Source organism: Janthinobacterium sp. SUN120, assembly GCF_030397735.1.
GTDB classification, from domain to species: domain Bacteria; phylum Pseudomonadota; class Gammaproteobacteria; order Burkholderiales; family Burkholderiaceae_D; genus Janthinobacterium; species Janthinobacterium kumbetense.
Genome location: NZ_JAPUBW010000005.1, coordinates 161,946 through 175,987 on the forward strand (window position 1 = coordinate 161,946; position 14,042 = coordinate 175,987).

At 64.2% G+C, this 14,042-nt stretch carries 14 protein-coding genes; 4 read left to right on the forward strand and 10 right to left on the reverse strand.

Going from position 1 to position 14,042, the window contains the following annotated elements:
• Nucleotides 1-3: 3 nt before the first annotated feature.
• The gene (locus O0879_RS23430) at nt 4-213 is read left to right on the forward strand and encodes a DUF3079 domain-containing protein (protein ID WP_289919055.1); all 210 of its coding nucleotides are present in this window, start codon (nt 4-6) and stop codon (nt 211-213) included.
• 64 nt (nt 214-277) lie between these two features.
• Entirely contained in the window at nt 278-772 is a 495-nt protein-coding gene (locus tag O0879_RS23435) for a prolyl-tRNA synthetase associated domain-containing protein (protein ID WP_289919056.1), read from the forward strand.
• Between the two features lie 3 nt (nt 773-775).
• Here the strand turns inward: O0879_RS23435 and O0879_RS23440 are convergent, their stop codons facing one another.
• Nucleotides 776-1,921, reverse strand: coding sequence for an MFS transporter (locus tag O0879_RS23440; protein WP_289919215.1), 1,146 nt, complete (start codon nt 1,919-1,921; stop codon nt 776-778).
• 247 nt (nt 1,922-2,168) lie between these two features.
• On the opposite strand from O0879_RS23440, the gene O0879_RS23445 reads away from it, so the two are divergent.
• Entirely contained in the window at nt 2,169-2,786 is a 618-nt protein-coding gene (locus O0879_RS23445) for a TetR/AcrR family transcriptional regulator (protein WP_289919057.1), read from the forward strand.
• A 3-nt stretch (nt 2,787-2,789) separates the two neighbouring features.
• Here O0879_RS23445 and O0879_RS23450 read toward each other — a convergent pair whose 3' ends face one another.
• Nucleotides 2,790-3,260, reverse strand: a complete 471-nt coding sequence (locus tag O0879_RS23450; RefSeq protein ID WP_289919059.1) for a GNAT family N-acetyltransferase — start codon at nt 3,258-3,260, stop codon at nt 2,790-2,792.
• A gap of 51 nt (nt 3,261-3,311) precedes the next feature.
• Nucleotides 3,312-3,971 (reverse strand): hypothetical protein, encoded by a 660-nt coding sequence (locus O0879_RS23455; RefSeq protein ID WP_289919061.1) that lies wholly within the window; start codon nt 3,969-3,971, stop codon nt 3,312-3,314.
• Nucleotides 3,972-4,137: 166 nt separating this feature from the next.
• Between O0879_RS23455 and O0879_RS23460 the strand changes: the two genes are divergently transcribed.
• The gene (locus O0879_RS23460) at nt 4,138-4,794 is read left to right on the forward strand and encodes a tetratricopeptide repeat protein (protein ID WP_099664930.1); all 657 of its coding nucleotides are present in this window, start codon (nt 4,138-4,140) and stop codon (nt 4,792-4,794) included.
• Here O0879_RS23460 and O0879_RS23465 read toward each other — a convergent pair.
• The 7 genes from O0879_RS23465 to O0879_RS23495 all read right to left on the reverse strand — a co-directional run bounded on the left by O0879_RS23465 (nt 4,781) and on the right by O0879_RS23495 (nt 13,970).
• The gene (locus O0879_RS23465) at nt 4,781-5,761 is read right to left on the reverse strand and encodes a ribonuclease Z (RefSeq protein WP_289919063.1); all 981 of its coding nucleotides are present in this window, start codon (nt 5,759-5,761) and stop codon (nt 4,781-4,783) included. The genes O0879_RS23460 and O0879_RS23465 overlap by 14 nt on opposite strands.
• A 46-nt stretch (nt 5,762-5,807) precedes the next feature.
• Nucleotides 5,808-7,274, reverse strand: coding sequence for an amidohydrolase family protein (locus O0879_RS23470; RefSeq protein WP_289919064.1), 1,467 nt, complete (start codon nt 7,272-7,274; stop codon nt 5,808-5,810).
• A 169-nt stretch (nt 7,275-7,443) separates the two neighbouring features.
• Nucleotides 7,444-8,289: a formate dehydrogenase accessory sulfurtransferase FdhD gene (fdhD, locus tag O0879_RS23475; protein WP_289919067.1), complete on the reverse strand. Its 846-nt coding sequence runs from the start codon at nt 8,287-8,289 to the stop codon at nt 7,444-7,446.
• A gap of 16 nt (nt 8,290-8,305) precedes the next feature.
• Nucleotides 8,306-9,226: a bestrophin family ion channel gene (locus O0879_RS23480; RefSeq protein WP_289919069.1), complete on the reverse strand. Its 921-nt coding sequence runs from the start codon at nt 9,224-9,226 to the stop codon at nt 8,306-8,308.
• 27 nt (nt 9,227-9,253) lie between these two features.
• Nucleotides 9,254-10,234: a cytochrome d ubiquinol oxidase subunit II gene (locus tag O0879_RS23485; protein WP_289919071.1), complete on the reverse strand. Its 981-nt coding sequence runs from the start codon at nt 10,232-10,234 to the stop codon at nt 9,254-9,256.
• 30 nt (nt 10,235-10,264) lie between these two features.
• A complete protein-coding gene (locus O0879_RS23490) occupies nt 10,265-11,644 on the reverse strand; it encodes a cytochrome ubiquinol oxidase subunit I (protein ID WP_289919072.1) in 1,380 nt (459 codons plus the stop codon).
• Nucleotides 11,645-11,657: 13 nt separating this feature from the next.
• Nucleotides 11,658-13,970, reverse strand: a complete 2,313-nt coding sequence (locus O0879_RS23495; RefSeq protein ID WP_289919074.1) for an FdhF/YdeP family oxidoreductase — start codon at nt 13,968-13,970, stop codon at nt 11,658-11,660.
• Nucleotides 13,971-14,042 lie beyond the last annotated feature (72 nt).

A 14,042-nucleotide genomic window follows, 5' to 3' on the forward strand; every position in this document is an offset into this window, starting at 1 on the left:
CCCATGGCCAAGCCCTTTCCCTTAAACCCGAAGAACCCCGAACGCATCTGCTGGGGGTGTGACAAGTATTGTCCGCCGGATGCCATGCGCTGCGGCAATGGTTCCGAACGCACGCAGCATCCGATCGAGCTGTTTGGCGAAGGCTGGAATGACTGGGGGCTGGCGGCGACGGACAAGGACGACAAGGACGACAAGGACGAGAACCAGCCCTGACGGCAAGCGCAGCACGCGGCGCGCCGCTACAATCTTTTCATCGCGTCCGCGCTGAGGAGTCTCCATGCAAGAAACCCTGTCCCGCTGGCTGGCAAGCAGCGCCGGCGATGTCCGGTTCGTCGAGCACCCGGCCGTGCACACCATCGATGAAGCACTGATTCACGTGCCAGCCATGCCTGGCCTGATGGTAAAGAATCTGTTCGTGCGCGATGCAAAGGGCCGCCGGCATTTCCTCGTCATCGTGCCTTTCGACAAGCGTATCGACTTGGCGGCGCTGGGGCGCTTGTTGCCAGTCAGTAAGCTGAGCATGGCTACGCCCGAACGCCTGCTGCAGCACCTGGGCATCACGCCTGGCTCCGTCAGCCTGTTTGCCTTGCTGCATGACAGTGCGCAGGCGGTGGAACTGGTGCTGGACCAGGCCGTGTGGGAAGCGGACTCTGTGCAAGCCCATCCGCTGCGCAACACGGCCACGGTGGCGCTGTCGCATGCCACGCTGGTCAGTTTCCTCGCGCATACGGGACACGTGCCGCGCATCATGAGTGTCCCTGCGGCTCCCTGATGCTCAATGCCCGGCCACGGGCGCGCCGCCGCTGCGCCGTCCCGGCCGGAAACCATGCGCGCGGGCCGACCAGACGATTGCAAAGGCCAGCACCAGCAAGCTGACCATGGCCCACGGGAAGGCGCCCGCGCCCCAGGTTTCCAGCAGGGCGCCGCCTGCCACGCCCGCGGCCGCAATCGCGCCATTCCACGCCACCACGTTCATCGACAAGGCCACGTCGGCGCCATTGCCTGCCGTGTCGGCCAGCGCCGTCTGCAACAGCGTTGCCGCGCCGCCAAAGGACAAGCCCCAGACGGCCATGCCCAGGTAAATGACAATGGGAAACTGTGACGCGATGCCCAGCACGAGGGCCGTGGCGCCGAACACGGCCAGACTGGCCAGCACGGCGGCGCGCAGGTGGCGCTCGACCAGCTTGCCCGTGATCCAGATGCCGGCCATGGCGGCGACGCCGAAGACGAGCAGGACCAGGTCGACCCGCTCCGTCAATCCGGCCGGCGCCACGAATGGGGCGATGTAGGTGTAGAGGATATTGTGCGCCAGCATCCAGGCGATGACGACGGCCAGCACGGGGCGCACGCCCGGCGTCGTGAAGACGCGGCGCAGGGGCAGGCGTTCATGGACGGACTGGCCCGGATAGTCCGGCACCTTCGCCAGCACCCAGGCGATCAGGATCAATGTCAGGGCGGAAATGATCCAGAATGCGGCGCGCCAGCCCACCAGCGAACCGAGCAAGGTGCCCAGCGGCACGCCCAGGGACAGGGCGACGGGCGCGCCCACCATGGCCAGTGCCAGGGCGCGGCCTTGCTGATGCGGCGCCACCATGCGCCGCGCGTAGCCGGCCAGCAAGCTCCACGCCAGTCCGGCCGCCATGCCGGCAAAGAAACGGGCCGCCAGGGTCAGCCAGTAGTGGGACGACAGCGCCGTGACGGTATTGAACACGAGAAAGCCGATGATGGTCAGCAACAGCACGTTGCGGCGGCGCCAGCCGCGCGTGGCGATGGTGAGCGGAATGGCTGCCAGCAGGGAGCCGAGGGCATAGGCCGTGACCATTTGCCCGGCCAGCGCGGCGCTGATGCCGAGTCCCGTACTGATCTGCGGCAACAAGCCGGCGGGCAAGGTTTCCGTGACGATGCAGATAAAACCCGTCATGGCCAGGGCCAGCAAGCCGGCGACGGGGAGGCGGTCGGCCGGCGCAGGGCTGGCTCCGGTAGTGATAGTGGCGTGATTCACGGCAAACATCCTTGTCAAGTGATCAGGCGCAGGAGTGCCCCTGACCGTCGTTGCGGTACATATGTATCGATCGGTACAAATATAGGTGATGGCGTGCCGCGTTGTCAACGACTTTTGTATCGAGTAGTATGTAAGTAGCATACGGGTAGATGAAAAGGAACGATGGATGGCGCAAATGGGACGGCCGCGCACGTTCGACCGGCAAGCGGCGGTCGAGCAGGCCATGTTTTTATTCTGGCAGCAGGGATATGAATCGACGTCCTTGAGCCAGCTCAAGGCGAGCCTGGGCGGCGGCATTTCCGCGCCCAGCTTTTATGCGGCGTTCGGCTCGAAGGAAGCGCTGTTCCGCGAAGCGGCGCAATGCTATCTGGACACGTTTGCACGCGTGACGGAATGCCTGTGGGACGATGGCCTGGCGCCGCGCGCAGCCATCGAGCTGGCCTTGCGCCAGTCGGCCAGCATGCAGTCCGATGCGGGCCACCCGCCCGGCTGCATGGTGGCGCTCGGCTGCATGAGCGCGCCGACGGCCGAGCATGCGGCCGTGGCCGCGCCCCTCACGCAATCGCGCGCCCGCACGCGTGCCGGCTTCGTGCGCTGCGTCGAGCGGGGCATGGCCAGCGGCGAATTGCCTGGTGATATGGATGCCGTGGCGCTGGCGTCCGTCTTCGACAGCTTTCTGTCGGGCGTGGCTATCCAGACCCGCGATGGCGTGGGCTACGCCGTGCTGGACGGTGCCATTACGCAGATCCTGCGCGTGTGGGATGCCAGCCGCGTGCCGGGCTAGACGCTAGGCCGTAAAGCGAAACTCCAGCACCTCGTCGCCGTATTTGTCCGTCTCGCCCGTCGAGGTCCAGCCCAGGTAGCGGTAAAAGCCGTAGGAACGCGAAGCGGGGTCGTCGGAGCAGCCGAGGAACAGCCGTTGATGACCGTGCGCGCGCAGTTCCGTCATCACCAATTCCAGCAAGGTCTTGCCGATACCGAGCCCCTCGAATTCCGGCAGCAGCGCCAGGACGATGATTTCGCCCGTGTCGCGCTCGCCAAAGCAGTAGCCGACCAGCTGGCCGTCATGATGGCAGACGTGGCCAGGCAGGCTGCCCGAACGCATCATTTCCGCCCAGGTGCCGGCCGTGATGCCCACTTCCGCCAGGCGTTCCGCGGACACGGCGTTTTGCCGCGTCCTGCCCCGCAAGTCGATAAAGGCCGGAGTGTCTTCCGCCTTGGCGGGATGGAAGGTAATGGAAGCTGGATGTGTCGTCATGTAATTACTCGCTGGTGTCGTGTCTGTGGCGGCAATGAGGTTGGATAAACCTCATTCCCAGGATTTGCGCATGGTTTGCGCATGGCGTTGCCAGTCAAAGATTTTGCTATTCTCGATTGCCTGCTGGCCAGGATTGCCGCTATCAATGATTTCATCCTTGACGATAATCAAATGGTTTTTGTCATTCAAGCGGTATTCCCGGTAACGCTCGCAATCCTGTTCGCGCCGGGCGATGGTAATTAATTTGCTGGCTTGCCACGCATAGCTGTCTTCATAAAAGCATTGCGCCGCGCAGCCGCAATTGGGTATGCCCCCTTCGATTCTTTGCTCGGCCATGTTGATGTTCAGATTCGGAATGGCTGACAAGGGTTGATTGAAACGGTATTGCTGCGCTGGCGCATCCCATAACCATACATCGGAACAGCGGATGCGTCCCTGGCTATCCGTGTATCCGGTGACCCACAGGTCGGCATGGCCGTCGAAATTCATGTCCAGCAGCAGCGCGTGCAAATTGCCCGTGCCGCTGCTGCTGCAACTGCCATGCATCCACTGCTTTCCGATTTTCAGCCGATACGTCTGTTTTTCATCGTGATTCGCATAGCGGATATCGGCCGCTTGCCGCACTTTGCCTGTCGCGGCTTTATCCAGATGCAAGGTACCAGCATAGACCGAGGTGGAAATCAGGGATAAAAGCAGAGCGATCAGTTTCATGGCGATATTCTTGGGCTGGCACGAGTGCACAATGCGCGGATTACATCAGGCGGAGAATCATCATACTGCATGAATCCGGCAATGCGCCACACGGTTTCCTATCGTGCATTCTGCGCGGAACAGTGCTGTGTACAATGCCAAAAAAATCCCCGAATAAGGAATCTTTATGAGCTCCTCTCCTGAATCTTTGAATGAAGCGGGCATCCTCGCCTATAACGACGGTCATTATGCCGAGGCCTTCAAGCAATTCGATGCGGCGGCGCGCACGGGCGATCCGGCCGGCCAGCATTTATTGGCTAGCCTGTATTACCAGGGCCATGGCGTGACGCAGGATTTGCCGAAAGCGGTGGAATTGTTCACGGCGGCCGCGCAGGCGGGGTTCCCGCCGTCGCTGGCGAATCTGGCCCTGATGTATGCGGGCGGCGATGGCGTCGCGCAAGACATGGCGCAATCGCTCGCGTATGGCCGCCAGGCGGCCGAGGCGGGCGATGGCCAGTCGCAATTCAACTTGGCGCAGGCTTACCGCAAGGGGATTGATGTACCGCAAGACTATGCCGAGGCGGCGTTCTGGTACAAGCAGGCGGCCGAAGCCGGTTCCCTGTCGGCGCAGAATGAATACGGCTTGCTGTACGCGCAGGGGCAGGGCGTGGAACTCGATTACGTGCAGGCGTATGCGTGGATCGCCATGCCGGCCGAGGCGGGCAGCGCACAATCGATCAAGAACCGCGACCAGTTGCTGGAAATTCTCACGCCGTCACAGCAGCAGGCGGCGCGCGCTCTGGCGGCCGAGTATGCGGCGCAGTATGGCGTCAATCCCCATTGAGCGACGATTTCGCGGGCAGCTTGGTCAGCACGCCGGCCGCATCGAGTTCATAGCTGTCGAAATCGCGCGCGAGGAACAGTTCACCCGAGTAATGCAGCCGCGCTTCCGCTTCCAGCTCGGCCATGCCTTCCGCATGGTGATAGCGGGCGCTGAAGTGGGTGAGGATCAGGTTCGGCAAGCGGACCGCTTCGGCGAACTGCGCCACGCGCTGCACGGAACTGTGCGTGGGGCCGGGCCCCACCTTTTGCAGCATGGCTTCCGTGTAGGTGGCTTCATGCACGAGCAATTGCGCATCCGCGCAAGCGTCGGCCAGCAAGGCCGGTGTGTCGTTGTCGCCGCCGACCACCACCGTGGCGCGCTGCGTTTCCGTCTGGCGGAAAGCGGCGGCGCGCAAGACCGTGCCATCGTCGAGCAGCGCATCCTGGCCAGCCTGCAAGAGTCCCCAGGTGGGACCGGGCGGCACGCCGGCCGCCTGCAGGGCCGCCTTGTCCAGCTTCCACCTGCTCGTTTCCAGCGCGAAACGATAACCGACGCTCGGTGCGCGGTGTGACAGCGCGTGGCGCGAGACGGTCAAGCCCGCTTCCTCGTAGACCACTGGCGCGCTGTCCACGTCGATGTGGATCAGCGGATACGTCAGGAACAGTTCCGTGTGCAGCAAGGTGGCGTCGATCCAGGCCTTGATGGCGGCCGGGGCGATCAGCAGCAGGGGCTTCTTGCGCCCCGTCATCGAGGCGCTGGCCAGCAAGCCCGGCAGCCCATAGCTGTGGTCGCCATGCACGTGGGTGATGCAGATGCCCACCAGGTCGTGCACGGACAGGGGCAGGCGCTGCAGCCGGTGCTGCGTGGCTTCGCCGCAATCGATCATCCACCAGTCGCGGTTGTGCGTGGTTTGCAGGGCCAGCGACGTGACGTTGCGGTAGCGCGTGGGCACGCCGGAAGACGTGCCGAGAAAAGTCAGTTTGAACATGGGCGCATTATGCGGCAAGCCAACGCCGTTGCCAACGCGCCCGCCTTCAGCTTGCCAATGGCGCGCGCAATTTGTCCTTGTAGATGCGCCCGTTCTTCATGATCAGCAGCAGGTTTTCTTCCGGCTGGGCGAGGAAATCGAGGTTTTTCGCAGGGTCGCCATCGGCCACCAGCAAGTCGGCCAGCGCGCCCGCGGCCAGCTTGCCCAAGGTGCCAGGGTAGGGCGAGCGCTGGCCGGACAGGGCCAGCAGTTCGCCATTTTGCCCCGTCGCCTGCGCCAGCAAGGTCAATGGATCGTAAAAGCGCGTGAGTTTCGCCAGCTGGCGGCCTTGCGTGGGCGTGTTTTTCGCGTTGAACAGGATGTCCGTGCCCCAGCCCGTCTTGATGCCGTACTTTTGCGCCAGCGCATACGCCCTCACCGTGCCTTCGGATACGATCCTCTGGCTGGCCTTGCGCGCCGCATCGGGATACACATTCGCATCCGCGTCTTGCAGGAACGGTTGCAGGCTCCACCATGTGCCCGTGTCGCGCATCAGGCGCGCGGAGTCGTCGTCCGCCAGCTGGCCGTGCTCGATGCTGCGCACGCCTGCGCGGATGGCCCGCTGTATGCCTTTCGGCGTGTAGACGTGGGTCATCACATACGTGCCCCAGTCGGCGGCCGCTTCCACGCCGGCGCGCAGTTCGCGCTCCGAATACTGCGTGCTGTCGAGCGGGTCGTACATGGAGGCGACGCCGCCGCCCGCCATCATCTTGATTTGCGTCGCGCCCAGCATCAGCTGCTCGCGCACGCGGCGCAGCACTTCCGCCTCGCCATCGGCGATCATGGCCATGCCCGCCGTCTCCGCCATGCCCAGCGGCGCATTCGCCGCACGGGGGATGTCGGAGCGCAAACGGAAGTCGCCATGGCCCGACGTTTGCGAAATCATGGCGCCGGACGGAAAGATGCGGGGGCCGTCGACGATGCCTTCATCGATGGCGCGCTGTAATGCAAACGCGGGGCCGCCCGGATCGCGCACGGACGTAAAGCCCCGCAGCAGGGTGCGCTGCGCTTCCTGTGCCGCCACCAGGTACAGATAGCCGATATCGGACGTCATGGCCGTCACCTGGTTGATGGCGGCCAGCATGGTGTGCCAGTGGGCGTCGATCAGGCCCGGCATCACCAGCTTGCCCTGGCAATCGATCACTTGCGCGCCGTCCACCTTTTCGCCGGCCGGCAACAGGGCGGTAATGGTCGGGCCCGTCACCAGCACGTGGATGCCGGAACGGGGCGCCTTGCCCGTGCCGTCGAACAGGCGCAGATTGGTCAGCAGCAGGGGGCGCTGGGGCGTTTGCGGCTGCTGGGCGATGGCGTTGCTGGTGGACAAGCCGACGAAGGGCGCCAGCATGGCGGCCGCGCCGCCCAGGAATTGCCGGCGCCGCATGTCCGCCATCACGCGCTGGTGCAGGATGGTGAAGACGGTGCCGCCGCAGTCGCAGGCGCGCGGCTTCAAGCCGCCCGTTTGCCATGTATCCATCAGATGCTGCTCCTGTGCCAGGGCCATCGCGCCATCCTTTCATCGCTGCCGCGCCGTGCTCTGGCACGGGGGCAATGTTAATAAGTGGAAACAATGGACATTGAAAGCCTGCCGTGGCGCCAAGTCAAGCGTGCACTTGCTTTACGGCAAAGAATGTAGCATCGGCCGTTCAGGGTGCATGCTGGCCCTTGTTTTCCCCATCTTCCGCCGTGTATTCGACAAAGCCGTCGCGGCGGCAAAAGCTGGCCAGCTGCATGCCGGCCTGGCGCGCGATGCGGATGGCCAGCGAGGTGGGTGCCGAGATGGTGGCGACGAGCCCGATATGCATGCGCGCCGACTTGCGCACCAGTTCATAGCTGGCGCGGCTGGACAGGAAGACGAAGCCGTCGTGCATGGCGATGCGGTGCAGGGCCAGGTAGCCGATCAGCTTGTCGAGGCCGTTATGCCGGCCCACGTCCTCGAACACTTTCACGATGGCGCCCTCGGCCGTGCACCAGGCGGCCGCATGCACGCCGCCCGTCTTGTGCATCAGTTCCTGGTAGGGCAGCAGTTCGCGCGCGGCGCGGCCGAGGATGGCGCTGCTGGCCACCAGCGGCGGCAGGGGACGCGTGATCTTTTCCGGCACCAGGTCCAGCAGGGCCAGACTTTCGATGCCGCACACGCCGCAGCCCGTGCGCCCGGTCAGCGCGCGGCGGCGGGCCTTGAGCTTGATCAAATCCGGCTGCGCGATGGTCAGCCGCACTTCCGCGCTATCCTCGCCGCAGCACACGTCAAGGTCGTAGATGTCGCGCACGCTGCCGACGATGCCTTCGGTCAAGGTAAAGCCGACGGCGAATTCCTCGAGGTCGCGCGGCGTGGCCATCATCACGGCGTGGGCGATGCCGTTGTAGACGAGGGCCACGGGATACTCCTCGGCCACCATGTCGCGGCCCGCCGTGGCCACGCCCCCCTGGTGGCGCACCATGGGAACGTCCAGGTAGCCGTCGCGTTCGATGGTGGTGATGTCGCATTCCATGATAGGTATCCTCCAGTTAATCGATCTGATAGCGCGGGCAGGGCCGTATCGACGGCGGCAGCGGGTCGCCATGTAATTCCAGCAGCGAGCGTTCCGTTTCCCGCGTCATGGCGTTCAGGGCCAGGCAGTTGGGCGCCAGGCCGAACGGTTCGGCGATCTGCTGCGCGATGGCTTCCAGCGCGAACAGGGTGTAGGCGACGAAGACGGAAATGAGGGGCGTGGCCACGCCGATGGCGTCCACCAGGCCCAGCGGCAACAGGAAGCAATACATGTAGACGGTGCGGTGCACCAGCACGCCGTACGGATACGGGATCGGCGTGTTCTTGATGCGCTCGCAGCCGGCCACGGTGGCGGCCAGGTCGTTGAGCTGGGTGTCGAGCATCCACAGCAGCTGCGTCTGGCCCCCCTGGCGCTGCACGGCGTCGTGCAGCATGGCGCGCACCGCATGCAGTATGGCGACGGGCTTGAAGTTGGCGCCCTGCAAGCGCTGCACGTCTTCGGCCGGCAGGTAGCGCGCCAGGTCTTCCTGCGGGTCCGTCTGGCGCAACTGGTGCTTGAGCGCGTAGACGAAGGCGACCAGGCGGCGCAGCAGCAACTGGTGGTCCAGGCCGCTCGTTTCCTGCGGCAGATACGTGAACGCCTGTGAAGCGAGGGCCCGCGCGGCGATCAGCAATTGCCCCCAGATATGCCGCGCCTCAACGAAGCGCGCATAGCTGGCGTTATTGCGAAAGCCGAGAAAGATCGCCAGGCTGATGCCGACCATGGGAAACGGCGCCGTATCGAGCGGAATCTTGACGCCGAAGATACGGCCATCCGTCAGCAAGGCCAGCGAACTGACGACCAGCATCAGCAGCAATTGCGGGATGATGGCTTGCAGCACCGAGCCATCCCAGACAAACAGCATGCGGAACCAGTTGGTGGTGGGGCGAATGATCATGATGGAAGACGCATGCTGTGATGTGAATCAATGTTTCCGGGGCACGACTTTGCCCTCGAAGACGTAATATTGGAACAGGTTGTAGCCGATCATGATCGGCAGCATCGTGCCCATGCCGATCAGCATGAAGATCAGGGTCGGTTCATCGGACGCGGCCGCCGCGATGCTCAGCTTGCCCGGCACCAGGTCCGGGAAGAAGCTGATGGCCAGGCCCGCGAACGACGCCAGGAACAGCACGATGGCGCCGCGGAAGGGGCCGCGCACGCCGTTCACATGCACGGCCCACAGGATGTAGATGAAGGCGCTGGCGGCGATGGCGGCCAGGGCCAGCAGCACGCCGAACACGCCCGGCTGCGCCCAGCGGTCGTGGCCGATGGCGCTGAAGACCATGGTGCCGGCCGACAGCACGATGGCGGCCGCGACCGTCGCCAGCACGCTGGTGGTCGCGTAGCGGCGCGCCGCCGCTTCCAGCAGGCCGCCCGTCTTCTTGATCAGATACGTGCTGCCCAGCAGGCAATAACCGGCCACCACGCCCAGCGCCGTGCAGGCCGTGAAGACCGCACTCAGCGGGCCCGGCTGCAAGCCCGTGATGACCTCGCCCAGCACCACGCCTTGCGCCACGGCGGCCAGCAGGCTGCCCACGCCGAAGACCACGTCCCACAGGCGCTTGTTGCCGGCCGCATGGCGGAACTCGATCGAGGCGCCGCGCATGATCAGGCTGGCGATCAGCAGCATGATGGGAATGTACAGCTGTTCCAGCAAGGTGGCGTAAGCGCTGGGAAAGGCGCCGAACAGGGCGCCGCCCACCACCACCAGCCAGGTTTCGTTGGCGTCCCACACGTGGGCGATCGATTGGAAGATCAGGTTGCGTTCCTGCTCGCGGCGGGTGAACAGGCTGAGGATGCCCACGCCCAGGTCGAAGCCGTCCGTGACGACGTAAAAGATCAGCATCAGGCCGATCAAGCCGAACCAGGCATTGCCCAGCATGGCATGCGAATTCATATCCATTACATACTCCTAGTCAGATGGCGGCGCATGTCAATACCCCACGGCATGGGCGGCGTCCGGCAGCGGCAGCGCCACGTCCGGGCCTTGTTGCAGCCATTTCTTGGCAAACACAAAGAAGGTGAGGAACAGCACGACGTAAAACACGGCAAACATCAGCATGCTGCCGGCCACGGCGTGGGCCGCCACGTCGGAGACGGCGTCGCGCGTGCGCAGCAAGCCGTACACGACCCACGGCTGGCGTCCCACTTCGCGCACGATCCAGCCGCACTCGACGGCGATGTAGGGCAGCGGAATCGTCAGCACCCAGGCCAGCAGCAGCTTGCGGTTGCGCACGAACTCCTGCACCCGTCCACCCACCTTGCGCCAAGCCACGAAGGTCCAGAACGACAGCAGCACGAACCACATGCCGATGCCGGCCATGGCGCGGAAGGCGTAGTACAGCAGCGGCAGCATGGGCGGCTGGTCTGCGCGGGCGATGTCGGCCAGGCCCGTGATCTTGCCCGTGGCGCTATGCGTGGCGATCACGCTGAGCATGCCGGGCACTTCGACGGACCAGTCATTCTTTTGCTCCGCCTGGTTGGGCCAGGCCAGCAAGGACCAGGCGGCCCCTTCGCCATCGGGGTTCGTGTGCCAGTGGCCTTCGATGGCCGCGCCCTTGGCGGGCTGGGTCTTGAAGACATCGACGCCGCTGGAATCGCCGAGCCACACTTGCAACGGTGCGATGACCAACAGCAACATCAGCGCCAGCTTGAACGAGCGGGCGAAGAAGGCCGGTTCGCGGCGCTTGAACATATACCAGGCGGAAATGCCGGCGATGACGAACAAGCCCGTTTCCACGGCGGCCACCCACATGTGGCCCACGGCCCAGGCCATGTCGGGATTGAAGATGGCGGCCACGTAATCGGTGACGATGATCTTGCCGTCGACTACGCGCACGCCGGCCGGCGTCTGCATCCAGGAATTGGCGACCATGATCCAGAACGAGGAAATGCTGGACCCCAGCGCCACCATGCCGGTGGCAAACAGATGCACGCCCTTCGGTACGCGGCCCCAGCCGAACATCATGACGCCGATGAAGCCCGCTTCCAGCATGAAGGCCATGGCGCCTTCGAAGCCGAGGATGTTGCCGATGAACTGGCCGGAATGGTGCGAAAACGGCGCCCAGTTGGTGCCGAACTGGAATTCCAGGGGAATCCCGCTGACGACGCCGACGGCGAAGTTGAGCACCAGCAACTTGCTCCAGAAGCGCGCGTGGCGGTAGTAGACGGGGTCGCTGGTGCGCAGCCACAGCGCCTCGACGACGAACAGGAACAGCGACAGGCTGATCGTCAAGATGGGCCACAGGATGTGGAAGATGGCCGTCATCGCAAATTGCGCGCGCGACAGGTCCAGGGTATCGAAACCGAACATGGCGTTCTCCTGCTCAGCTGACTGCGGCCGAAGGCGACAGCAGCACGGGGATGGATTTGAAGGTCGGCGTGCGCGAACCGTAACCGACGCTGTCGAGCGGCACCAGCGGATTGGTTTCCGGGTAGTAGGCGCCGATGCAGCCGCGCGGGATGTCGTACTCGACCAGCAGGAAACGGTCGGCGCGGCGCTCGATACCGTCGTGCCACACGCCGATCAGGTCGACCCAGTCGCCGGCCGCAAAGCCCAGCATGGCCAGATCGTCCTTGTTGATGAAGACGACGCGGCGCTGCCCGAAGACGCCGCGGTAGCGGTCGTCCATGGCGTAGATGGTGGTGTTGTACTGGTCGTGCGAACGTGTTGTCATCAGCACCATCAGGCGCTCGCCGTATTGCTGGCGGGCGCGGTGGATCGGCGTGTCCAGTTCCACGGCGTTGACGAGGAATTGCGCCTTGCCGCTTTCCGTCTTCCATACCCGTTCGCGCGAGGCGATTTCCAGATGGAAACCACCCGGTTTGGCCACGCGCAAGTTGTAGTCGAAAAAGTCGTCAAAGACTTGCTCGATGGAATCGCGCAGCAAGGCATAGTTGCCGGAATAGCGCAGCCAGTCGATCTTCTCGCTGCCCAGGGTCGCTTGCGCCATGCCGGCCACGATGGCGATTTCCGAGCGCAGATTGGGCGAGGCGGGCTGGTTCATGCCGAACGAGATATGCACCATGCTCATCGAGTCTTCCACCGTCACGCCTTGCGCCACGCCCGACTGCACGTCGATTTCCGTGCGTCCCAGGGTGGGCAGGATCAGCGCATCCTTGCCGTGCACGAGGTGGCTGCGGTTGAGCTTGGTGGCGATGTGCACGGTCAGGTCGCACGAACGCAGCGCGTCCCAGGTGCGCGGCGTGTCCGGCGTGGCCATGGAGAAATTGCCGCCCAGGGCAACGAACACTTTCACCTTCTTCTCCAGCATGGCTTCGATGGTGCCGACGGCGTCATAGCCGTGGTGGCGCGGCGGCTCGAAGTTGAAGACGAGACCCAGGCGGTCGAGGAATTCCTTGGTCGGCTGTTCCTCGATGCCCATGGTGCGGTCGCCCTGCACGTTCGAGTGGCCGCGCACGGGGCACAGTCCCGCGCCCCGCTTGCCGATATTGCCGCGCATCATCATCAAGTTCGACAGGATTTGCACGGTGGCCAGCGAATTCTTGTGCTGCGTCACGCCCATGCCCCAGGTGGCGATGACGGCCTTGCCCTTCACATAGATCTGCGTCAATTCTTCGATCTTGTCACGCGCCACACCCGATTCGGCCAGCAGCAAGTCCCAGCTTTCCGCGCGCAGGTCGGCGGTGAAGGCGTCGAAGCCGCTCGTGTGTTCGGCGATGAAATCGCAGTCGAGCACGCGCTCCTGGCCATGAGCGATGGCTTCATCATCGAGTTCGACGACGCGCTTGGCCATGGCCTTGATCAGCGCGAAGTCGCCGCCCAGGGTGGGGCAGATGAACAGCGAGCAGATGTTCGTGCTGCCGCCCGTCAGCATTTCCAGCGGATGCTGGGGGCTGGTGAAGCGCTCCAGGCCCCGTTCGTGCAGCGGATTGATGGAAACGATGGTGGCGCCGCGGCGCGACGCTTCGCGCAGTTCGCCCAGCATGCGCGGGTGGTTGGTGGCGGGATTCTGGCCGAACAGCAGCAGGGTGTCCGCATGCTCGAAGTCGTCCAGCAGCACCGTGCCCTTGCCGATGCCCACCGTTTCCGGCAAGCCGCGGCTCGTCGCTTCGTGGCACAGGTTGGAACAGTCGGGGAAGTTATTCGTGCCGTAGGCGCGCACGAACAGTTGATACAGGAAAGCCGCTTCGTTGCTGGCGCGGCCCGACGTGTAGAAGGCGGCCTGGTTCGGGTCGTCCAGCGCGTGCAGGTGGTGCGCCACGAGGGCGAAGGCGTCGTCCCAGGAAATGGCCTGGTATTTGTCGCTGGCCGCGTCGTACACCATGGGGTCCGTCAAGCGGCCATGTTGTTCCAGATCATAGTCCGACTGCTCCATCAATGCGGTGACCGTGTGCTCCTCGAAAAATTCCGGGCGCACGCGCTTGCTCGTCGATTCGGCGGCTACGGCCTTGACGCCGTTTTCGCAGAATTCGAAGGTCGACGCGTGTTCGCGGTCGGGCCAGGCGCAGCCGGGACAGTCGAAGCCGTCGGGCTGGTTTTGCTCGAACAGCGAACGGTAATTGCCCGCGCTGACTTTTTCCTTGAACAGGTTGATGGCCACGTACTTGAGGGCACCCCAACCGGCCGCGGCATGGGTGTAGGGCGCGATGCGCGCGTCGGACTTTGGCTTGCTCATGATGACTCTCCTGGTGATATGCGATGGGACAATCACATGGTAGGGGCGGCGGCTTGCCCCGTAGGCGCACAG

Coding starts and splice junctions, on each gene's coding strand:
- O0879_RS23435 (WP_289919056.1), top strand. CDS start 278: ATGCAAGAAACCCTGTCCCGCTGGCTGGCAAGCAGCGCCGGCGATGTC.
- fdhD (WP_289919067.1), bottom strand. CDS start 8,289: ATGGAATGCGACATCACCACCATCGAACGCGACGGCTACCTGGACGTT.
- O0879_RS23465 (WP_289919063.1), bottom strand. CDS start 5,761: ATGTTCAAACTGACTTTTCTCGGCACGTCTTCCGGCGTGCCCACGCGC.
- O0879_RS23485 (WP_289919071.1), bottom strand. CDS start 10,234: ATGGATATGAATTCGCATGCCATGCTGGGCAATGCCTGGTTCGGCTTG.
- O0879_RS23430 (WP_289919055.1), top strand. CDS start 4: ATGGCCAAGCCCTTTCCCTTAAACCCGAAGAACCCCGAACGCATCTGC.
- O0879_RS23470 (WP_289919064.1), bottom strand. CDS start 7,274: ATGGATACATGGCAAACGGGCGGCTTGAAGCCGCGCGCCTGCGACTGC.
- O0879_RS23460 (WP_099664930.1), top strand. CDS start 4,138: ATGAGCTCCTCTCCTGAATCTTTGAATGAAGCGGGCATCCTCGCCTAT.
- O0879_RS23480 (WP_289919069.1), bottom strand. CDS start 9,226: ATGATCATTCGCCCCACCACCAACTGGTTCCGCATGCTGTTTGTCTGG.
- O0879_RS23490 (WP_289919072.1), bottom strand. CDS start 11,644: ATGTTCGGTTTCGATACCCTGGACCTGTCGCGCGCGCAATTTGCGATG.
- O0879_RS23450 (WP_289919059.1), bottom strand. CDS start 3,260: ATGACGACACATCCAGCTTCCATTACCTTCCATCCCGCCAAGGCGGAA.
- O0879_RS23440 (WP_289919215.1), bottom strand. CDS start 1,921: ATGACGGGTTTTATCTGCATCGTCACGGAAACCTTGCCCGCCGGCTTG.
- O0879_RS23445 (WP_289919057.1), top strand. CDS start 2,169: ATGGCGCAAATGGGACGGCCGCGCACGTTCGACCGGCAAGCGGCGGTC.
- O0879_RS23495 (WP_289919074.1), bottom strand. CDS start 13,970: ATGAGCAAGCCAAAGTCCGACGCGCGCATCGCGCCCTACACCCATGCC.
- O0879_RS23455 (WP_289919061.1), bottom strand. CDS start 3,971: ATGAAACTGATCGCTCTGCTTTTATCCCTGATTTCCACCTCGGTCTAT.